17 protein-coding genes and 2 pseudogenes are annotated in these 14,178 nt (G+C 71.2%); 11 read left to right on the plus strand and 8 right to left on the minus strand.

Annotated features, from left to right (window positions below):
* The first annotated feature begins 70 nt into the window (after positions 1-70).
* Positions 71-775, plus strand: coding sequence for a TerB family tellurite resistance protein (locus tag AB0L56_RS18450; RefSeq protein ID WP_365424523.1), 705 nt, complete (start codon positions 71-73; stop codon positions 773-775).
* Between the two features lie 95 nt (positions 776-870).
* Positions 871-1,839 carry an FAD-dependent oxidoreductase gene (locus AB0L56_RS18455; RefSeq protein ID WP_365424525.1) on the plus strand — a complete coding sequence of 323 codons (969 nt, stop codon included), beginning with the start codon at positions 871-873 and terminating at the stop codon, positions 1,837-1,839.
* Here AB0L56_RS18455 and AB0L56_RS18460 read toward each other — a convergent pair.
* Positions 1,829-3,055: a GNAT family N-acetyltransferase gene (locus AB0L56_RS18460; RefSeq protein ID WP_365424527.1), complete on the minus strand. Its 1,227-nt coding sequence runs from the start codon at positions 3,053-3,055 to the stop codon at positions 1,829-1,831. The two genes, AB0L56_RS18455 and AB0L56_RS18460, sit on opposite strands and share 11 nt — an antisense overlap.
* 275 nt (positions 3,056-3,330) lie before the next feature.
* Here AB0L56_RS18460 and AB0L56_RS18465 point away from each other — a divergent pair.
* From AB0L56_RS18465 to AB0L56_RS18475, 3 genes and pseudogenes are all read left to right on the plus strand, one after another.
* Positions 3,331-4,743: pseudogene (locus AB0L56_RS18465) on the plus strand (MMPL family transporter); the annotation flags it as partial.
* Between the two features lie 81 nt (positions 4,744-4,824).
* A pseudogene (locus AB0L56_RS18470) lies at positions 4,825-5,810 on the plus strand (histidine kinase dimerization/phosphoacceptor domain-containing protein); the annotation flags it as partial.
* A gap of 108 nt (positions 5,811-5,918) precedes the next feature.
* Positions 5,919-6,098 (plus strand): LuxR C-terminal-related transcriptional regulator, encoded by a 180-nt coding sequence (locus AB0L56_RS18475; RefSeq protein WP_365424649.1) that lies wholly within the window; start codon positions 5,919-5,921, stop codon positions 6,096-6,098.
* Between the two features lie 11 nt (positions 6,099-6,109).
* On the opposite strand, the gene AB0L56_RS18480 is transcribed toward AB0L56_RS18475, so the two are convergent.
* Positions 6,110-6,433 (minus strand): hypothetical protein, encoded by a 324-nt coding sequence (locus AB0L56_RS18480; RefSeq protein WP_365424529.1) that lies wholly within the window; start codon positions 6,431-6,433, stop codon positions 6,110-6,112.
* Between the two features lie 227 nt (positions 6,434-6,660).
* Here AB0L56_RS18480 and AB0L56_RS18485 point away from each other — a divergent pair, with 227 nt between their 5' ends.
* Both AB0L56_RS18485 and AB0L56_RS18490 read left to right on the plus strand, forming a co-directional pair.
* Positions 6,661-7,272, plus strand: coding sequence for a helix-turn-helix domain-containing protein (locus AB0L56_RS18485; RefSeq protein WP_365424531.1), 612 nt, complete (start codon positions 6,661-6,663; stop codon positions 7,270-7,272).
* A gap of 11 nt (positions 7,273-7,283) precedes the next feature.
* Entirely contained in the window at positions 7,284-7,472 is a 189-nt protein-coding gene (locus AB0L56_RS18490) for a hypothetical protein (RefSeq protein ID WP_365424533.1), read from the plus strand.
* Positions 7,473-7,483: 11 nt separating this feature from the next.
* Here AB0L56_RS18490 and AB0L56_RS18495 read toward each other — a convergent pair whose 3' ends face one another.
* Positions 7,484-7,768 carry a DUF397 domain-containing protein gene (locus tag AB0L56_RS18495; protein ID WP_365424535.1) on the minus strand — a complete coding sequence of 95 codons (285 nt, stop codon included), beginning with the start codon at positions 7,766-7,768 and terminating at the stop codon, positions 7,484-7,486.
* Positions 7,750-8,583: a helix-turn-helix transcriptional regulator gene (locus tag AB0L56_RS18500; protein ID WP_361022948.1), complete on the minus strand. Its 834-nt coding sequence runs from the start codon at positions 8,581-8,583 to the stop codon at positions 7,750-7,752. Before AB0L56_RS18500 ends, AB0L56_RS18495 begins: the two co-directional genes overlap by 19 nt.
* Positions 8,584-8,700: 117 nt before the next feature.
* Between AB0L56_RS18500 and AB0L56_RS18505 the strand changes: the two genes are divergently transcribed.
* The 4 genes from AB0L56_RS18505 to AB0L56_RS18520 are packed head-to-tail and all read left to right on the plus strand — an operon-like array spanning position 8,701 to position 10,760.
* Positions 8,701-8,907 (plus strand): hypothetical protein, encoded by a 207-nt coding sequence (locus AB0L56_RS18505; RefSeq protein ID WP_365424537.1) that lies wholly within the window; start codon positions 8,701-8,703, stop codon positions 8,905-8,907.
* Positions 8,904-9,119, plus strand: coding sequence for a hypothetical protein (locus AB0L56_RS18510; protein ID WP_190166130.1), 216 nt, complete (start codon positions 8,904-8,906; stop codon positions 9,117-9,119). Before AB0L56_RS18505 ends, AB0L56_RS18510 begins: the two co-directional genes overlap by 4 nt.
* 21 nt (positions 9,120-9,140) lie before the next feature.
* Positions 9,141-9,887 (plus strand): DNA repair protein RecO, encoded by a 747-nt coding sequence (gene recO, locus AB0L56_RS18515; RefSeq protein WP_361022940.1) that lies wholly within the window; start codon positions 9,141-9,143, stop codon positions 9,885-9,887.
* Positions 9,888-9,923: 36 nt separating this feature from the next.
* Positions 9,924-10,760, plus strand: a complete 837-nt coding sequence (locus AB0L56_RS18520) for an isoprenyl transferase (RefSeq protein WP_361022938.1) — start codon at positions 9,924-9,926, stop codon at positions 10,758-10,760.
* A gap of 203 nt (positions 10,761-10,963) precedes the next feature.
* Here AB0L56_RS18520 and AB0L56_RS18525 read toward each other — a convergent pair whose 3' ends face one another.
* The 4 genes from AB0L56_RS18525 to AB0L56_RS18540 all read right to left on the minus strand — a co-directional run bounded on the left by AB0L56_RS18525 (position 10,964) and on the right by AB0L56_RS18540 (position 14,086).
* Positions 10,964-11,377, minus strand: coding sequence for a Fur family transcriptional regulator (locus tag AB0L56_RS18525; RefSeq protein WP_365424540.1), 414 nt, complete (start codon positions 11,375-11,377; stop codon positions 10,964-10,966).
* A gap of 62 nt (positions 11,378-11,439) precedes the next feature.
* The gene (locus AB0L56_RS18530; protein WP_365424542.1) at positions 11,440-12,342 is read right to left on the minus strand and encodes a metal ABC transporter permease; all 903 of its coding nucleotides are present in this window, start codon (positions 12,340-12,342) and stop codon (positions 11,440-11,442) included.
* On the minus strand, positions 12,342-13,112 hold the full coding sequence (locus AB0L56_RS18535) for a metal ABC transporter ATP-binding protein (RefSeq protein ID WP_365424651.1): 771 nt from the start codon (positions 13,110-13,112) through the stop codon (positions 12,342-12,344). The genes AB0L56_RS18530 and AB0L56_RS18535 overlap by 1 nt, the downstream gene beginning before the upstream one ends.
* A 23-nt stretch (positions 13,113-13,135) precedes the next feature.
* On the minus strand, positions 13,136-14,086 hold the full coding sequence (locus AB0L56_RS18540; protein ID WP_365424544.1) for a metal ABC transporter substrate-binding protein: 951 nt from the start codon (positions 14,084-14,086) through the stop codon (positions 13,136-13,138).
* Positions 14,087-14,178 lie beyond the last annotated feature (92 nt).

Below are 14,178 nucleotides of genomic sequence, written 5' to 3' on the forward strand. Positions count from 1 at the left end.
TCAGCCTCATGGATGTGGCTAACATCACGCAAGCGCGGCGATGGCGCTGTGGCGTTGATGGAGGTGCGACGTGCTGCCAGAACGGGGACCCAAGGGCCGTGCCGCCGCTGTCGGACTGTCGCGCCTCATGGGCACCCGCACCGCGTGGACGGCCGTCGGCGACGGGGAGTTCTTCTGCCCCGGCTGCGGCGGCGACCGCAACTACCAGCGGCTCACCGGACGCCGCCGCTTCACCCTGCTCGGTGTGCCCGTGCTGCCGCGCGGCGCGTCCGCACCGACCGTCGAGTGCGCCGCCTGCCGCCGCCACTTCGGCACCGAGGTCCTGGACCACCCCACCACCACCCGCTTCTCCGCGATGCTCCGCGACGCCGTCCACACCGTCGCCCTCGCGGTCCTGGCCGCGGGCGGCGTCTGCTCACGCGCGTCCCTGGAGACGGCCGCGGTCGGGGTGCGCGCGGCCGGCTTCGACGACTGCACCGAGGAGCAGCTGGCCGCGCTCGTCGAGGCCCTGGAGGCGGACACCGGCCGCTTCACCGGCGAACCCTGCACGGCTGGCCTCGCCATCGAGCTCCACGAGGCCCTCGACCCCCTCGCCCCGCACCTCGCCGCCCCCGGCCGCGAGTCCATCCTCCTCCAGGGCGCCCGCATCGCCCTCGCCGACGGCCCCTACACCCCCGCCGAACGCGACGCCCTCGCCACGGTCGGCGCGGCCCTCACCATCTGCTCGGACGACGTGACCCGTCTGCTGGCGGCAGCGGCCCGCACGCCGTCCTGACCGTCCCCGGCGCCCCGCCGGACCGCAGGCCCCACCTGCCGTGATGTCATGCTGAAGGCCCGGACGGGACGGCGACTCCCTACAGGAGACGAGCAGTGGCGGACAGCGTGGTGGTCATCGGTGCGGGCGTCGTGGGGCTGACGACGGCCGTCTGCCTGGCGGAGCGCGGCGTGGACGTGGAGGTGGTCAGCGCCCGGGACCCGGCCGCGACCACCTCGGCCGCCGCCGGCGCCATGTGGGACCCCTACCTCGTACGGCCCGCCGCCCTGGTGGAGCGCTGGAGCCGGGTCGGCCTCGACGCCCTGACCGGGCTGAGCGACGTCGAGGACAGCGGGGTGCGGCTGGCGGACGGCACCCAGCAGTCCCGCACCCGGTGCGACCTGCCCGCCTGGGCGCCCCTGGTCGGCGCCCGGGCGTGCACGCCGGACGAACTGATGCCCGGATTCGTCACCGGGTGGCGCTACCGGGCCCCGGTCGTCGACATGCCGCGCTACCTCGCCCACCTCGCACGGCGGCTGCGGGCCGCGGGCGGCCGGATGCGGCGCCGCCACTACGACACGCTCGCCGACGCCCTGCGCGCCCACCCGGTGCCGGTCGTCGTCAACTGCACGGGCGCCGGGGCCCGTTGCTTCGTCCCCGACCCGTCCGTGGTGCCGGTGCGCGGTCAGCTGGTCGTCGTCGAGAACCCCGGCATCGATGACTTCTTCTGCGACGACACACCCGGCGCGGACGACCTCGTCTACATCTACCCCCAGGGCGACACCCTCGTCCTCGGCGGCACCGCCGAACGCGGCAGCTGGGACACCGAGCCGGACGGCGACACGGCCCGCCGCATCGTCGGGCGCTGCGCGGCGATCGACCCCCGGCTGGCCGGCGCCCGGGTCGTCGAGTGCCGGGTCGGACTGCGGCCGGCCCGGCCGGAGATCCGATTCGAGGAGGAACGTCACGGCGCCACCACGGTCGTGCACAGCTACGGCCACGGCGGCGGCGGAGTCACCCTGTCCTGGGGCGCCGGCGGCGAAACGGCGGACAGGGTGCGGAGGCTGCTGTCCCTCACTCCCTGATCTGCCACTGCATACGGTGCTTGGCGATCCCGGCCTCCGGACCGCGGCGGGCCAGATACAGCCACGTGCGCGCCGTGAGCGTCACGATCAGCAGCAGCGCCCATGGCCAGCTCACCGTGCCGGTGGTCACCGCGGCGGCGCCGTACAGAGGTGAGACGGCGGTGAGGACCATGAGGACGAAGCCGATGCCGGTGTTGCGGAAACGGTGGGCGATGGAGAACTCGGACCACTCGTATCCCGCGATCGCCGCACCGGCCACGAGCGCCAGAAGCATCGTGATCCACCGGTTGTGGCTGACTCCCGCATAGATCACCGGCAGCGTGATCAGGAACGGCAGCACACCGCCGAACTCCGAGAGGACGTTCCCCCACTTCATGATCCGGCCGAAGGAATTGGCGCGGATCCTGGCCAGTTCACCGGAGGCGCTCGCGTACACGATCAGGGACAGCATGGTGCTGAAGGTCGAGCCGATGAGGACCAGGCGTACGTCGTCGGGGAACCGGTCCGACGTGAACGAGATGCCCAGCAGGAAGGTGATGGCGGCCAGCAACGACCCTGAGAAGGCGATGCCCGCGGCGGCTTCCCCCGACTGCAGCGACGCCGGATCGTCGCGCTCGAACCGGGTGATCTCGAAGGCGGGCCCCTCGGCCAGCGCGACCAGCCCCGTCACGGCGTGGTCGTCGGGCGCCAGGGATTCAACGAGCTGTTCCGGCAGTTCGGTCGGCACCAGGTGGCGGGCATCGGGGTCCACATAGTCGACCCGCAGCTTGTGCTGGTATTGGATGCGCAGACCCCCGTCCCGCCCCGCCTTGAACACACGCGTGCCTACGAACCCGCAGGCGAGCAGGAAACGGGCGGAGTCCAGATCACCGGTACCGACCACGGCGGAGATCGTGGGCCGCTCCCCGGGCGCCTCCGGCACCTCCTCCACGATCTCCCGCACCAGCCGTGCGCCGACTCCCCGACGGCGCGCTCCGGACGCGACGGCGACCGCACACAGGCGCATATGGCCCGGGGACGGCGACTCAGCCGCGGCACATCCCACCACCGCCCCGTCCGCCTCGGCCACCCGCACCAGGCCATGGTGCGAAAGGTGTTCCAGCGCCTCCCGTGACGGCGCGGGACCCGCCCCGTACCAGGTCTCCAACAAGGAGCGGACTTCGGTGAGTTCGGCCGGGTCGGCCGGTCTTGTGGACACCATGGTCATGAACGCCATGAATAGCCCACCCCGTGTGCACACGGCAATGGCATGCTCCGGCCGGTTACTCCCGCGGGAGTAACCCCGCCCCCATGCCGCCCCCCGCAGTACCCCTCAACTCGCCCTCACGGCCGACGTTCCGGCGCCTCTCCGGCGGGAGGGTGGGGAGTGTTGCAGATGTCGGATCGGAGGGGAGCCCGTCTCATGGGGGCTGTAAGGACAGGTACTGGGCGGTGGCGTGCCGTGCCGTGGGTGGTCGTGGGGCTGTGGCTCGCCGCGCTCGTGCTCGTCGGTGGCTGGTGCCGCTCGCCGTCGCGGGCGTCGCCGCCGCCGTGGCGATGGCCGCCGGGTACGGGCTCCACGAACTGTTCGACGTCACCATCACCGGCCAGAGCGGCGGCATCATGACCGTCCTCGTCCTCGGCGCCGGCACCGACTACGCGTTGCTGCTCGTCTCCCGCTACCGCGAGGAACTGCGCCGCCACGAACGGCCGTACGAAGCCATGCGCGCCGCCCTGCGCGGGTGCGGACCGGCGATCCCCGCCTCCTCCGGCACCGTCGCCGCCGGACTGCTGTGCCTGCTCGCCGCCGATCTCAACAGCAGCAGGGGCATGGGCCCGGTCGGCATGATCGGGGTGCTCGCCGCGCTTGTCGCCATGACGACCCTGCTGCCCGCGGTCCTCGTGCTGCTCGGCCGCCGCGTGTTCTGGCCGCTGATCCCCGCTTTCGGCAGTACGCCCAAGGCGCGCAGGTCGCTGTTCGCCGCCATGGGCACCTCGGCCGCCCGGCGTCCCGCCATCGTCCTCGCGGGCGGCGCCGTGCTCCTCGGCGCCCTCGCCCTCGGCACCCTCAACCTCAGCGGCGACCTCAGGCAGGAGGACGCCTTCACCGACCGGCCCGAGTCCATCGCCGCGATGCGGACCCTGGCCGAGGAGTACCCCGAGCGGAGTTCCCAGCCGCTCACCGTGATGGCACCCACCGACCGGGCCGACGCCGTACTGGACGAGGGGCGCAACACCGACGGGGTCGGGGAGGCCGCCGCCGGACGCAGCGGCGAGAGCTGGACCGAGACCTCCGTGTTCACCACCGCCGCCCCCGAGTCACCGGGCGAGACCCGCACCATCGAGGCCCTGCGTGAGGCGCTCGACGACGACCACGGTGCCTACGTGGGCGGCCCCAGCGCCCAGCAGCTCGACCTCGCCGACAGCGAGGCACGCGACCGCAAGGTGATCGTGCCGCTGGTGCTCGCCGCCGTGTTCGTGATCCTCGTGGCGCTGCTGCGCAGCCTCGTCGCGCTGCTGCTGCTCGCCGCCGTGGCCGCCGTCTGGGGCGCCGCCCTCGGCATCGGCGGGCTGGTCTTCGAGCCGCTGTTCGGCTTCGCCGGCACCGACCCCGGACTCGGACTGCTGTCCTTCGTGTTCCTGGTCGCCCTCGGCGTCGACTACGGCATCTTCCTCATGCACCGCATGCGGGAGGAGTCCCTGAACGGCGCCGAACCCGAGGCCGCCGCGCTCACCGCACTGCGCACCACGGGCGGGGTGATCGCCTCCGCGGGCATCGTCCTCGCCGCGACGTTCGCCGTCCTCACCACCTTGCCCCTGGTGCCGCTGGTCGAACTCGGCTACGTCATCGCGGTCGGCGTCCTCCTCGACACGTTCCTCGTCCGGACCTACCTCGTCACCACGGCGAGCGTGCTGCTGCGTCGCGATCGGCAGCCGGAACCCGTGTAGCCGCCCGCACGCGACAGCAGGGCGCCCCTCCCTCCCGGGGCGCCCTCCTCCCGGAGGATGGACCCCGTGCCCACGAGGACAGCGCAGGCAGCGCAGCGCCCCCGCACCGGCGAGCGGATCATGACGGCGATCAGCCGCGACCCCCTGACCGCCCCGCACGCCGTCCGCAACGACGCGATCCTCGCCGCGTGCACCGCCGTGCTCGCCACCGTCCTCGCGCTGCTCGTCGACCACGACCGCCGGCCCGACGCGCTCGGCTGGACGCTGCTGCTCGCCGCCCATGCGCCACTGCCGTGGAGACGCCGCCGCCCTCTGCTGGTCCTGCTGCTGGTGATCGCGCCGGTCGTGCCGTACCACGCCCTCGACAACAACCACGCCGCACCCGTCGCCGCGTCCTTGGTCGCCCTCTACACGGTCGCCGCGACCAGCACACCGCGCCGCACCCTGCTCCTCGGCACCGTCCTCATCGGCACGACCCTCACCATGAACGCCCTCACCAACCCCGACGGCGTCGTGGAGCTGGTCCGCATCACCGGCTGGGTCGTCGCCGTGCTCTTCCTGGGCGTCGACGTCCGCTTCTACCGCCAGTACGTCGCCGCCATCGTCGAGCGTGCCGAACGGGCCGAACGCACCCGTGAGGAGGAGGCCCGCCGCAGGGCCGCCGAGGAACGCCTGCGCATCGCCGCGACCTGCACGACCTACTGGCCGACAGCATCACCCTCATCGGCGTGCAGACCTCCGTCGCCGCGCACGTCCTGGCCGCCGACCCCGAACGCCTCGACCGGACGACCGTCGCCAAGGCCCTCGACGACATCGCCGACACCTGCCGGACCGCGCGCGGTGAACTCCGTACGACCCTGGAGGTGCTGCGCGACAACGCCGGTCCGGCGGACGCCCGGGGGCCGCTGGCCGGGCTCGACGGCGTACCCGATCTGGTGGAGGCCGCGCGGCTGGCCGGGGCCCGGGTGGAACCGGCCGTCCGGGTCGAGGGTCCCGTGCGGCCCGCCGTCGGGGCCGCCGCCTACCGGCTCGTGCAGGAGGCGCCCTGCTCTCGCCCGGCCCCCACGGCCCGCCTGATCGAACGTTTCCTCCGGAGCCCGTCGGCGCCGGTCGCCGCCGGTCCCGAGTGCCTGTCCGACCGTGAGCGCGAGGTGCTGACGCTGGTGGCGCGCGGCCTGAACAACACCGAGATCGCGGGGTCGTTGGGCCTGAGCCCGCTCACTGTGAAGACGCACGTCAGCCGGACCATGGGCAAGCTCGGGGTCCGGGACCGGGCCCAACTGGTCATCGTGGCCTACGAGTCGGGGCTGGTGGCACCGGGGAGGTCGTGAGCCGGCCGGCTTCACAGCGTGTGGTGCAGCCAGCGCTGGATGGTGGTGTTGATGCCGGCGGACAGCGCGCTCAGGCTCTCGATGGCCTCGCGGTCCTCGGGACGCGGCGGGATGCCGGCCGCGGTCAGCGCGGCGTGCAGCTCCAGCCGGCGGCGGTCGCGGGGGTCGATGGCGGTGCCGACGCGGTCGGCGGGGTGGGGCGGGGCCAGCAGGTAATCGCCGTCCGGCTGTCCGTCCGCCGGGGGCCACCAGGCGGAGCCCGTGCCGTCCTTGACGGCGTAGGGGGCGGCGAAGTCACGGTTCGGGCCGTACTCGAAAGCGGCGGTCGCGGTCATGGCGGTCTCCTCACCCAAGGGTGTCGGTTCTGCGGTACAGGAGCCCACACGCGGCCACCACGGTTGCGGCGGCGGCGAAACGTCACGCCAACGGCCTCTTCGGCAGCTCATCGTCCGGTCGTACGAATGCCGCGCCGGTCGGGGGTGAGGTAGCATGGCGCTTGTCCAAAGAACCTGTTGCATAGAAACCCTTGCAACGGGTTCTTTGCATGGCTACTCTCGGAGTCATGGACGAGTCCCGGGAATCCATGGAGTCCGAGCGGCCGCGCGTGCCTGAGGACCGCACTCTCGACGCACGCTCGCTGCGAGGTCTCGCGCATCCGCTGCGCATTCGGCTGCTGAACGCCCTGCGGCGCGGCGGACCGGCCACCGCGTCCCAACTGGCCGCGAAACTGGGCGAGTCCAGCGGGGCGACCAGTTATCACCTGCGTCAGCTGGCCACCCACGGGTTCGTGGAGGACGCGCCGGAGCGCGGCAAGGGGCGGGAGCGGTGGTGGAAGGCGGTCCACGCCGGCGTGCGCTTCGACGACGCCCTGCTCAGGGACCGCGATCCCCAGGTCCGCGGGGCCGCCGACCTGTTCCTGCACGAGATCGCGAACAACCACACCCAGGAGATCGCCACCTGGCTCGGCACCGGCAGCGACTGGTCCGAGGACTGGCGCCGCGCGTCGGACATGAGCGACTGGACGCTGCGCCTCACGCCGGAAGCCGCCGAGGAACTCGTCCACAAGATGCACGACCTTGTGGAGAGCTACCGCGCGCAGGCTTCCGAGGCGAGCGCCCCGGACACCGAGCAGGTGCGTCTCCACACCCACGTCTTCCCCGTCCGTACGGAATGAGAGGCTGCCCGATGCATCCGGAGATCCACCTCGCCCTGCACCACGCCCGCGCGGCCGAGCTCCGCGCCGACGCCGACGCGTACCGTCTCGCCGCCTCGGCCATGCGCCCGCGGCTCCTCCGCGCCCGCGTCGGCTGGACCCTGGTCGACCTCGGCCTGCGCCTGGCAACCTCCCCCAGGAGCCCGGCCCTGGCCCCGTGAGCTCCCGGAGTTCAAGCCGTGGCGCGGACGGTACGTATGAACTCCGTCCAGGCCGCCGACCCGACGACGATCACTGGACCGGCGGTGCCTGCCTTGCTGTCCCGGACGGGGATGACGCCGGGGAAGTCGTGGGCGACTTCGACGCAATCTTCGGCGCCGCTTCCGCCGCTATACGTGCTCTTGCGCCAGCGGGCGGCGCCGGGGAAGTCATAGGCAACCTCGATGCAGTTGCCTCCGTTGCCGTCGCTGTAGGTGCTCCGGCGCCAAAGTGCCTCGCTCAGGTCGTACTCGCGCATCGTCTGAAGTCCTCCGCGGCCGACTCGATCAGTGCCCGGGACGCCTCTCGTGGCAGCGCGTCCGTCCTGAGCAGATCGTATGCCGACTGGGCTCGCTTCACCACAGCCGGGTCGTCCAGCAGATTCCCTGAATACACCGCTTCTGTATAGGCCGTTGGCGGCGCGTCATCGAACTCCATGAGCCGTAGGTCGCCGGTCATCACTGCATACCCACCAGCCCTGTACGGCAGCACCTGCACCGCCAGTGTCCGCTCCCGCGCGAGCGTCGCGATGTGCTGCAGTTGCTCCGCCATTACTGTCACCCCGCCGACCGGGATCCGCAGGACGTTCTCGTGCAGGATCGCCCAATATTTCGGCCGAGTTGGGTCCATCAGGATGCGTCCGCGATCCATACGGCCCGAGACCTTCTCGTCGATGAACTCATCTGAGGCAAAGGGATGCATCGCCAGGGTGACCGCCTTGGCATAGGCCGGCGTCTGCAACAGGCCTGGCACCAACGCGGGCGCGAACTCGCAGATACCGGTTGCCAGCGCTTCCAACTCCGCCGCCTTCGCGAAGTAATCCGCATACCGGCGGTCGTCAATCAGCTTCCTGCACAGCCGCTCGAAAATACCGTCGGTTTGCAGTGCCTCGTCGATCCGCTGGGCGACGTCCAATTGCGGCTTGCGAATGGCCTGTTCGAACTGGCCGATGTAGCCGCCGGAGACGAAGACCCTCGTCCCCAGCTCCACCTGCGTGAATCCCGCGTCTTCCCGGCGTCGCTTCAGCTCCGCCCCGAAGAACTCCCATGCCGCCTGACGTGAACCGTTGGCCATTGATCAACCCCTTTGTGCAGCCCCGGGCTTGTAGGGCGTGAACCCCTTCCGAAGTGTAGAGACTGACCGTCACTGTGGGGATACGAAGGGTGAAACTCGGAGGGGAAGGGAATTGGCTTGACGGCACAACACGCGGCGCCCTGCGTCGAAGAAGCGGAGGAAGTGGTGGAGCAATTGCGGGCGGCGCTCGCGAAGGCCGGGATTTCACTGCCGTCACTGGGTCTGGACCCGGTGAGTCTCGCGCGGGAGGCGCCCTGTCCGCTCGTGGAATTGGGGCGGTGTTCCGTGGCGACCGCGAGGCTCATCGCGGCGGTGCTGCGGTGAAGCCGCCCGTCGGTGCGTACGTCGTGGACACCGGGACCGAGCGGATCGGCATCGTCATGGGGCATGAGGGGCCCTATGTTCAGCTGAGACCGTACGGCGGCGGCCGGGAGTGGGACGCCGACCCCGAGGTCGTACGGCAGGCGACCGTGGCCGAGCGGCTGCGCGCGGCGACGGCGTACGCCAATGCCCGCAGTCGCGGAGAGGTGCCGTGAACGTAGGCGACAATGGGTGCCATGAGTCTGTTCCGCGACGACGGCATAGTGCTGCGCACCCAGAAGCTGGGTGAGGCGGACCGGATCATCACCCTGCTCACGCGCGGTCACGGGCGGGTACGCGCTGTGGCGAGGGGCGTGCGCCGGACGAAGTCGAAGTTCGGTGCGCGCCTCGAACCGTTCTCGCATGTGGATGTGCAGTTCTTCTCGAAGGGGAGCGAGCTGATCGGGCGCGGCCTGCCGCTGTGCACGCAGAGCGAGACGATCGCGCCGTACGGCGGCGGGATCGTGACGGACTACGCCCGCTACACCGCCGGGACGGCCATGCTGGAGACGGCGGAGCGGTTCACCGACCACGAGGGCGAGCCGGCGGTGCAGCAGTATCTGCTGCTGGTGGGCGCGCTGCGGACCCTTGCGAGGGGGGAGCACGCGCCGCATCTCGTGCTCGACGCGTTCCTGCTGCGCTCCCTCGCCGTGAACGGGTACGCGCCGAGCTTCACCGACTGTGTGAAGTGCGGGATGCCCGGGCCGAACCGGTTCTTCTCGGTCGCGTCGGGCGGTTCCATCTGTCCCGACTGCCGGGTGCCCGGCAGCGTCGTACCCTCGCCGCAGACCCTGGAACTCCTCGGAGCGCTGCTTACGGGAGACTGGGAGACGGCGGACGCGTGCGAGGCGCGGTACGTCCGGGAGGGGAGCGGGCTGGTGTCCGCCTACCTGCACTGGCATCTGGAGCGCGGGCTGCGCTCGCTCCGGTACGTCGAGAAGTGACGCGCGCAGCGAACAGCCAGAGGAGACGAGAGGCACATGGTCGTACGCGGATTCCTGGGGCGGCAGCGCCGGGAGTACAGGACGCCGGAACCGCATCCGTCGGGCGCGCGGCCTCCGAAGATCCCCGGAGAGCTGGTGCCGAACCATGTGGCGATCGTCATGGACGGCAACGGGCGCTGGGCGAAGGAGCGGGGGCTGCCGCGTACCGAAGGGCACAAGGTCGGTGCCGAGCGGGTGCTGGACGTGCTCCAGGGCGCGGTCGAGATGGGCGTCGGCGCGATCTCGCTGTACGCCTTCTCCACCGAGAACTGGAAGCGCTCGCCGGACGAGGTGCGCTTCCTGATGAACTTCAACCGGGACTTCATCCGCAAGACCCGGGATCAGCTGGATGAGCTCGGGATCCGCGTGCGGTGGGTCGGGCGGATGCCGAAGCTGTGGAAGTCGGTGGCCAAGGAGCTGCAGATCGCCCAGGAGCAGACGAAGGGCAACGACCGGCTGACGCTGTACTTCTGCATGAATTATGGCGGGCGCGCGGAGATCGCCGATGCCGCGCAGGCGCTGGCGGAGGATGTGAAGGCGGGGCGGCTGGATCCGGCGAAGGTGAGCGAGAAGACGCTGCAGAAGTACATGTACTACCCGGACATGCCGGACGTGGATCTGTTTCTGCGGCCGAGCGGTGAGCAGCGTACGTCCAACTATCTGCTGTGGCAGAGCGCCTACGCGGAGATGGTCTTCCAGGACGTCCTGTGGCCGGACTTCGACCGGCGTGACCTGTGGCGGGCGTGTCTGGAGTTCGCCTCCCGGGACCGGCGGTTCGGCGGAGCGATCCCGAACGAGGAGCTGTTGGCCATGGAGGGCCGCGGGGAGTCTTGACCGGGGCCGCGCGTCAGCGCCGCTGGTTATCGGTGGGACCGTGCTGGTGCCGGCCGGGGGTGGGTCGCGCTGCCCTGCGCTGGACGGGTGCCGCTGCGCCCACCCTCCCCCACTCTCGGCTTCGCTCGAGCGGGGGGACCCCCATCGCCCTGGGGGTACCTCCCAGGCCCTTAAGGCACTGGGGGAGGCACGACTGCCCGCAGCTAGGAGGAGGCTGCGCAGTCTGCGCAGGTGCCGAAGATTTCTACTGTGTGGGCCACGTTGACGTAGCCGTGTTCTGCTGCGATGGTCTCGGCCCACTTCTCGACTGCTGGGCCCTCTACCTCTACCGCCTTGCCGCAGGTGCGGCAGACCAGGTGGTGGTGATGGTCGCCGGTGGAGCAGCGGCGGTAGACGGACTCGCCGTCGGCGGTGCGCAGGACGTCGACCTCGCCCGCGTCGGCGAGGGACTGCAGTGTGCGGTAGACCGTGGTGAGCCCGACCGAGTCGCCCTTGTGCTTGAGCATGTCGTGGAGCTCCTGCGCGCTGCGGAACTCGTCGACCTCCTGAAGGCACGCCGCCACGGCGGCACGCTGCCGGGTGGAGCGGCCCCTCACGGGCGGTCCTGCGGTCGTCACGGGAATGCCTCCTCGGGTCTCGCCTCTGCCCGGGCCATTGTGCCAGTCCGGGCAGAGGACAGTCAGGCTCCGGCCTCGTGGCCCGCCGTGCGGCTGGCCGGAATCGCACACTCCGCGGGGTCGCCGCCAGGGTGTGCGGCGGCCAGGGCCCGGGCGCGGCGGCGGGCCAGCGGGGTGGCCAGCGCGGTCAGCGCGATGAACGCGCCGATGGTCAGCAGCACGATCGTCGCGCCGGGCGGCACGTCCTGGTGGTACGAGGTGACCGTGCCGCCGAGGGTCACGGCGACGCCGATCGCGACGGCGATGGCGAACGTGGCGGCGAAGCTGCGGGTGAGCTGCTGGGCCGCCGCGACCGGCACCACCATCAGCGCGCTCACCAGCAGCAGGCCGACCACGCGCATCGCGACGGAGACGGTGACCGCGGCGGTGACGGCCGTCAGCAGGTTCAGGAAGCGCACCGGCAGGCCCGTCACCCGCGCGAACTCCTCGTCCTGGCTGACCGCGAACAGCTGCCGGCGCAGACCGACGGTCACCAGGACCACGAACGCGGCCAGCAGACAGATCGCGGTGACGTCGGACTCGGAGACCGTGGACAGGGAGCCGAAGAGGAACGAGGAGAGGTTGGTGGTGGAGCCGCCGGGGGCGAGGTTGATGAACATGACGCCGCCGGCCATACCGCCGTAGAACAGCATCGCGAGGGCGATGTCGCCGCGGGTCCTGGCGTACCAGCGGACCAGTTCCATGAAGACGGCGCCGAGGACGGAGACCAGGGTCGCCATCCACACCGGGGACCAGGAGAGCAGGAAGCCGAGGCCGACGCCGGTCATCGCCACGTGGCCGATGCCGTCGCCCATGAGGGCCTGACGGCGCTGGACCAGGTAGATGCCGACGGCGGGGGCGGTGATGCCGACCAGGACGGCGGCGAGCAGCGCCCGCTGCATGAAGGCGTAGTCGAGGATCTCCATCAGCTGAGCAGTCCCGTGCGGATCGGTTCGGCGCCCGCGGGTGCGTGCGGGTGTACGTGGTCGTGGCCGGGCAGGGCATGCTGGCCCACGGCCTTCGGGGGTGGGCCGTCGTGCAGGACGCAGCCGTCGCGGAGCACGACCGCCCGGTCGATCAGGGGCTCCAGAGGGCCCAGTTCATGCAGGACGAGGAGGACCGTGGCGCCCTCGGCGACCTGGTGCCTCAGGGTCTCGGCGAGGATCTCCTGGCTGGCCAGGTCCACGCCCGCCATCGGCTCGTCCATGATCAGCAGTTCGGGGACGGCGGCGAGCGCGCGGGCGATCAGCACCCGCTGGTGCTGGCCGCCGGACAGCGCGTCGACGGAGTCCTTGGCGCGGTCCGCCATGCCGACGAGGTCCAGGGCGTTGCGTACGGCCTCGCGGTCGGTCCTGCGGAAGAGACCGAAGCGGGTGCGGGCCAGGCGGCCCGAGGAGACCACCTCGGTGACCGTGGCCGGGACGCCGCCCGCGGCGGTGGTGCGCTGTGGGACGTAGCCCACGCGCGCCCAGTCGCGGAACCGTCGCTGCGGGGTGCCGAACAGGTCGATCTCACCGGCGGTGACGGGCACTTGGCCGATGACGCTCCGCACGGCGGTCGACTTGCCGGAGCCGTTGGCGCCGAGCAGGGCGACGACCTCACCGCGGCGCACGGTGAGGTCGATGCCGTGCAGGACGGGGCGCGAGCCCAGCTCGGCGCGGACCCCGCGCAGGGAGATCACGGGCTCGGTCGTCATGCCGTCCTCCGGTGGTCCGTCGGTCATGCGGCACCCAGGGCCGTCCGCAGGGCCGTGAGGTTGGCCTCCATGACCTGGAAGTAGTCGTCGCCGCGGGAGGCGTCGGTGATGCCCTCGACCGGGTCGAGGACGTCCGTTTTGAGCCCGGCGTCCCCGGCGAGGGTCTTGGCGGTTTTGTCGCTGACGAGCGTCTCGTAGAAGACGGTGGTGACGCCGTCGGCCTTCGCCGTGTCCCCGAGTTCCTTCACGCGCGCGCCGCTGGGCTCGGACTCGGGGTCCAGGCCGCTGATGGCCTCCTCGGTCAGGCCGTAGCGCTCGGCGAGGTGGCCGAAGGCGGCGTGGGTGGTGATGAAGACGTCGGTCTTGCGGTCCGCGAGGCCGGTCTCGAACTTCTTGTCCAGGCCGTTCAGCTTGCCGACCAGGGTCGTGGTGTTCTTCCGGTAGTCGGCGGCGTGGTGGGGGTCGGCCTTCTCGAAGGCCTTGCCGACGCCCTCGGCGACCTCGGCGTACTTGACCGGGTCGAGCCAGACGTGGGGGTCCGCGCCGCCCTCGTGCTCGTGGCCGTGCTCGTCCTCGTGGCCGCCGGGCTCGCTACCGTGCGCCTCCAGGGAGGTCAGGGTGCTCGCGTCGATCTTCGTCCTGATCTCGGACTGGCCGACGGCCTCGTCGACGGTGGGCTGGAGGCCCTTGAGGTAGAGGGCCGCGTCGGACTCCTGGAGCTGCGCGGTCTGCTTCGCGCTGATCTCCAGGTCGTGCGGCTCCTGGCCGGGCTCGGTGAGACTGGTCACGTTGGCGTGCTCGCCGCCGATCTGCTCGGCGAGGAACGCCATCGGGTAGAACGACGCGACGACGTCGAACTTCTCGGTGTTGCCCGCGGCGGCACTGTCCGAGGAGCAGGCGGTGAGGGTGCAGAGGCCGAGGGCGGCGACCGTGGCCAGCGCGGCCGCGGATATGCGGCGTCGTCGTACGTTCATGACAGTCATTTTCAACAAACATGGAAACCGTTGTCAACAAAGCGGGTGAGGTGCGGTAGCGGGGTACCGAATTGGTCGCGGGGCGGGCCACG

Source organism: Streptomyces sp. NPDC052079, from assembly GCF_040680275.1.
Taxonomy (GTDB): domain Bacteria; phylum Actinomycetota; class Actinomycetes; order Streptomycetales; family Streptomycetaceae; genus Streptomyces.

Coding starts and splice junctions, on each gene's coding strand:
- AB0L56_RS18460 (WP_365424527.1), bottom strand. CDS start 3,055: ATGGCGTTCATGACCATGGTGTCCACAAGACCGGCCGACCCGGCCGAA.
- AB0L56_RS18480 (WP_365424529.1), bottom strand. CDS start 6,433: ATGACCGCGACCGCCGCTTTCGAGTACGGCCCGAACCGTGACTTCGCC.
- AB0L56_RS18485 (WP_365424531.1), top strand. CDS start 6,661: ATGGACGAGTCCCGGGAATCCATGGAGTCCGAGCGGCCGCGCGTGCCT.
- AB0L56_RS18490 (WP_365424533.1), top strand. CDS start 7,284: ATGCATCCGGAGATCCACCTCGCCCTGCACCACGCCCGCGCGGCCGAG.
- AB0L56_RS18495 (WP_365424535.1), bottom strand. CDS start 7,768: ATGCGCGAGTACGACCTGAGCGAGGCACTTTGGCGCCGGAGCACCTAC.
- AB0L56_RS18500 (WP_361022948.1), bottom strand. CDS start 8,583: ATGGCCAACGGTTCACGTCAGGCGGCATGGGAGTTCTTCGGGGCGGAG.
- recO (WP_361022940.1), top strand. CDS start 9,141: ATGAGTCTGTTCCGCGACGACGGCATAGTGCTGCGCACCCAGAAGCTG.
- AB0L56_RS18520 (WP_361022938.1), top strand. CDS start 9,924: ATGGTCGTACGCGGATTCCTGGGGCGGCAGCGCCGGGAGTACAGGACG.
- AB0L56_RS18530 (WP_365424542.1), bottom strand. CDS start 12,342: ATGGAGATCCTCGACTACGCCTTCATGCAGCGGGCGCTGCTCGCCGCC.
- AB0L56_RS18535 (WP_365424651.1), bottom strand. CDS start 13,112: ATGACGACCGAGCCCGTGATCTCCCTGCGCGGGGTCCGCGCCGAGCTG.
- AB0L56_RS18540 (WP_365424544.1), bottom strand. CDS start 14,086: ATGAACGTACGACGACGCCGCATATCCGCGGCCGCGCTGGCCACGGTC.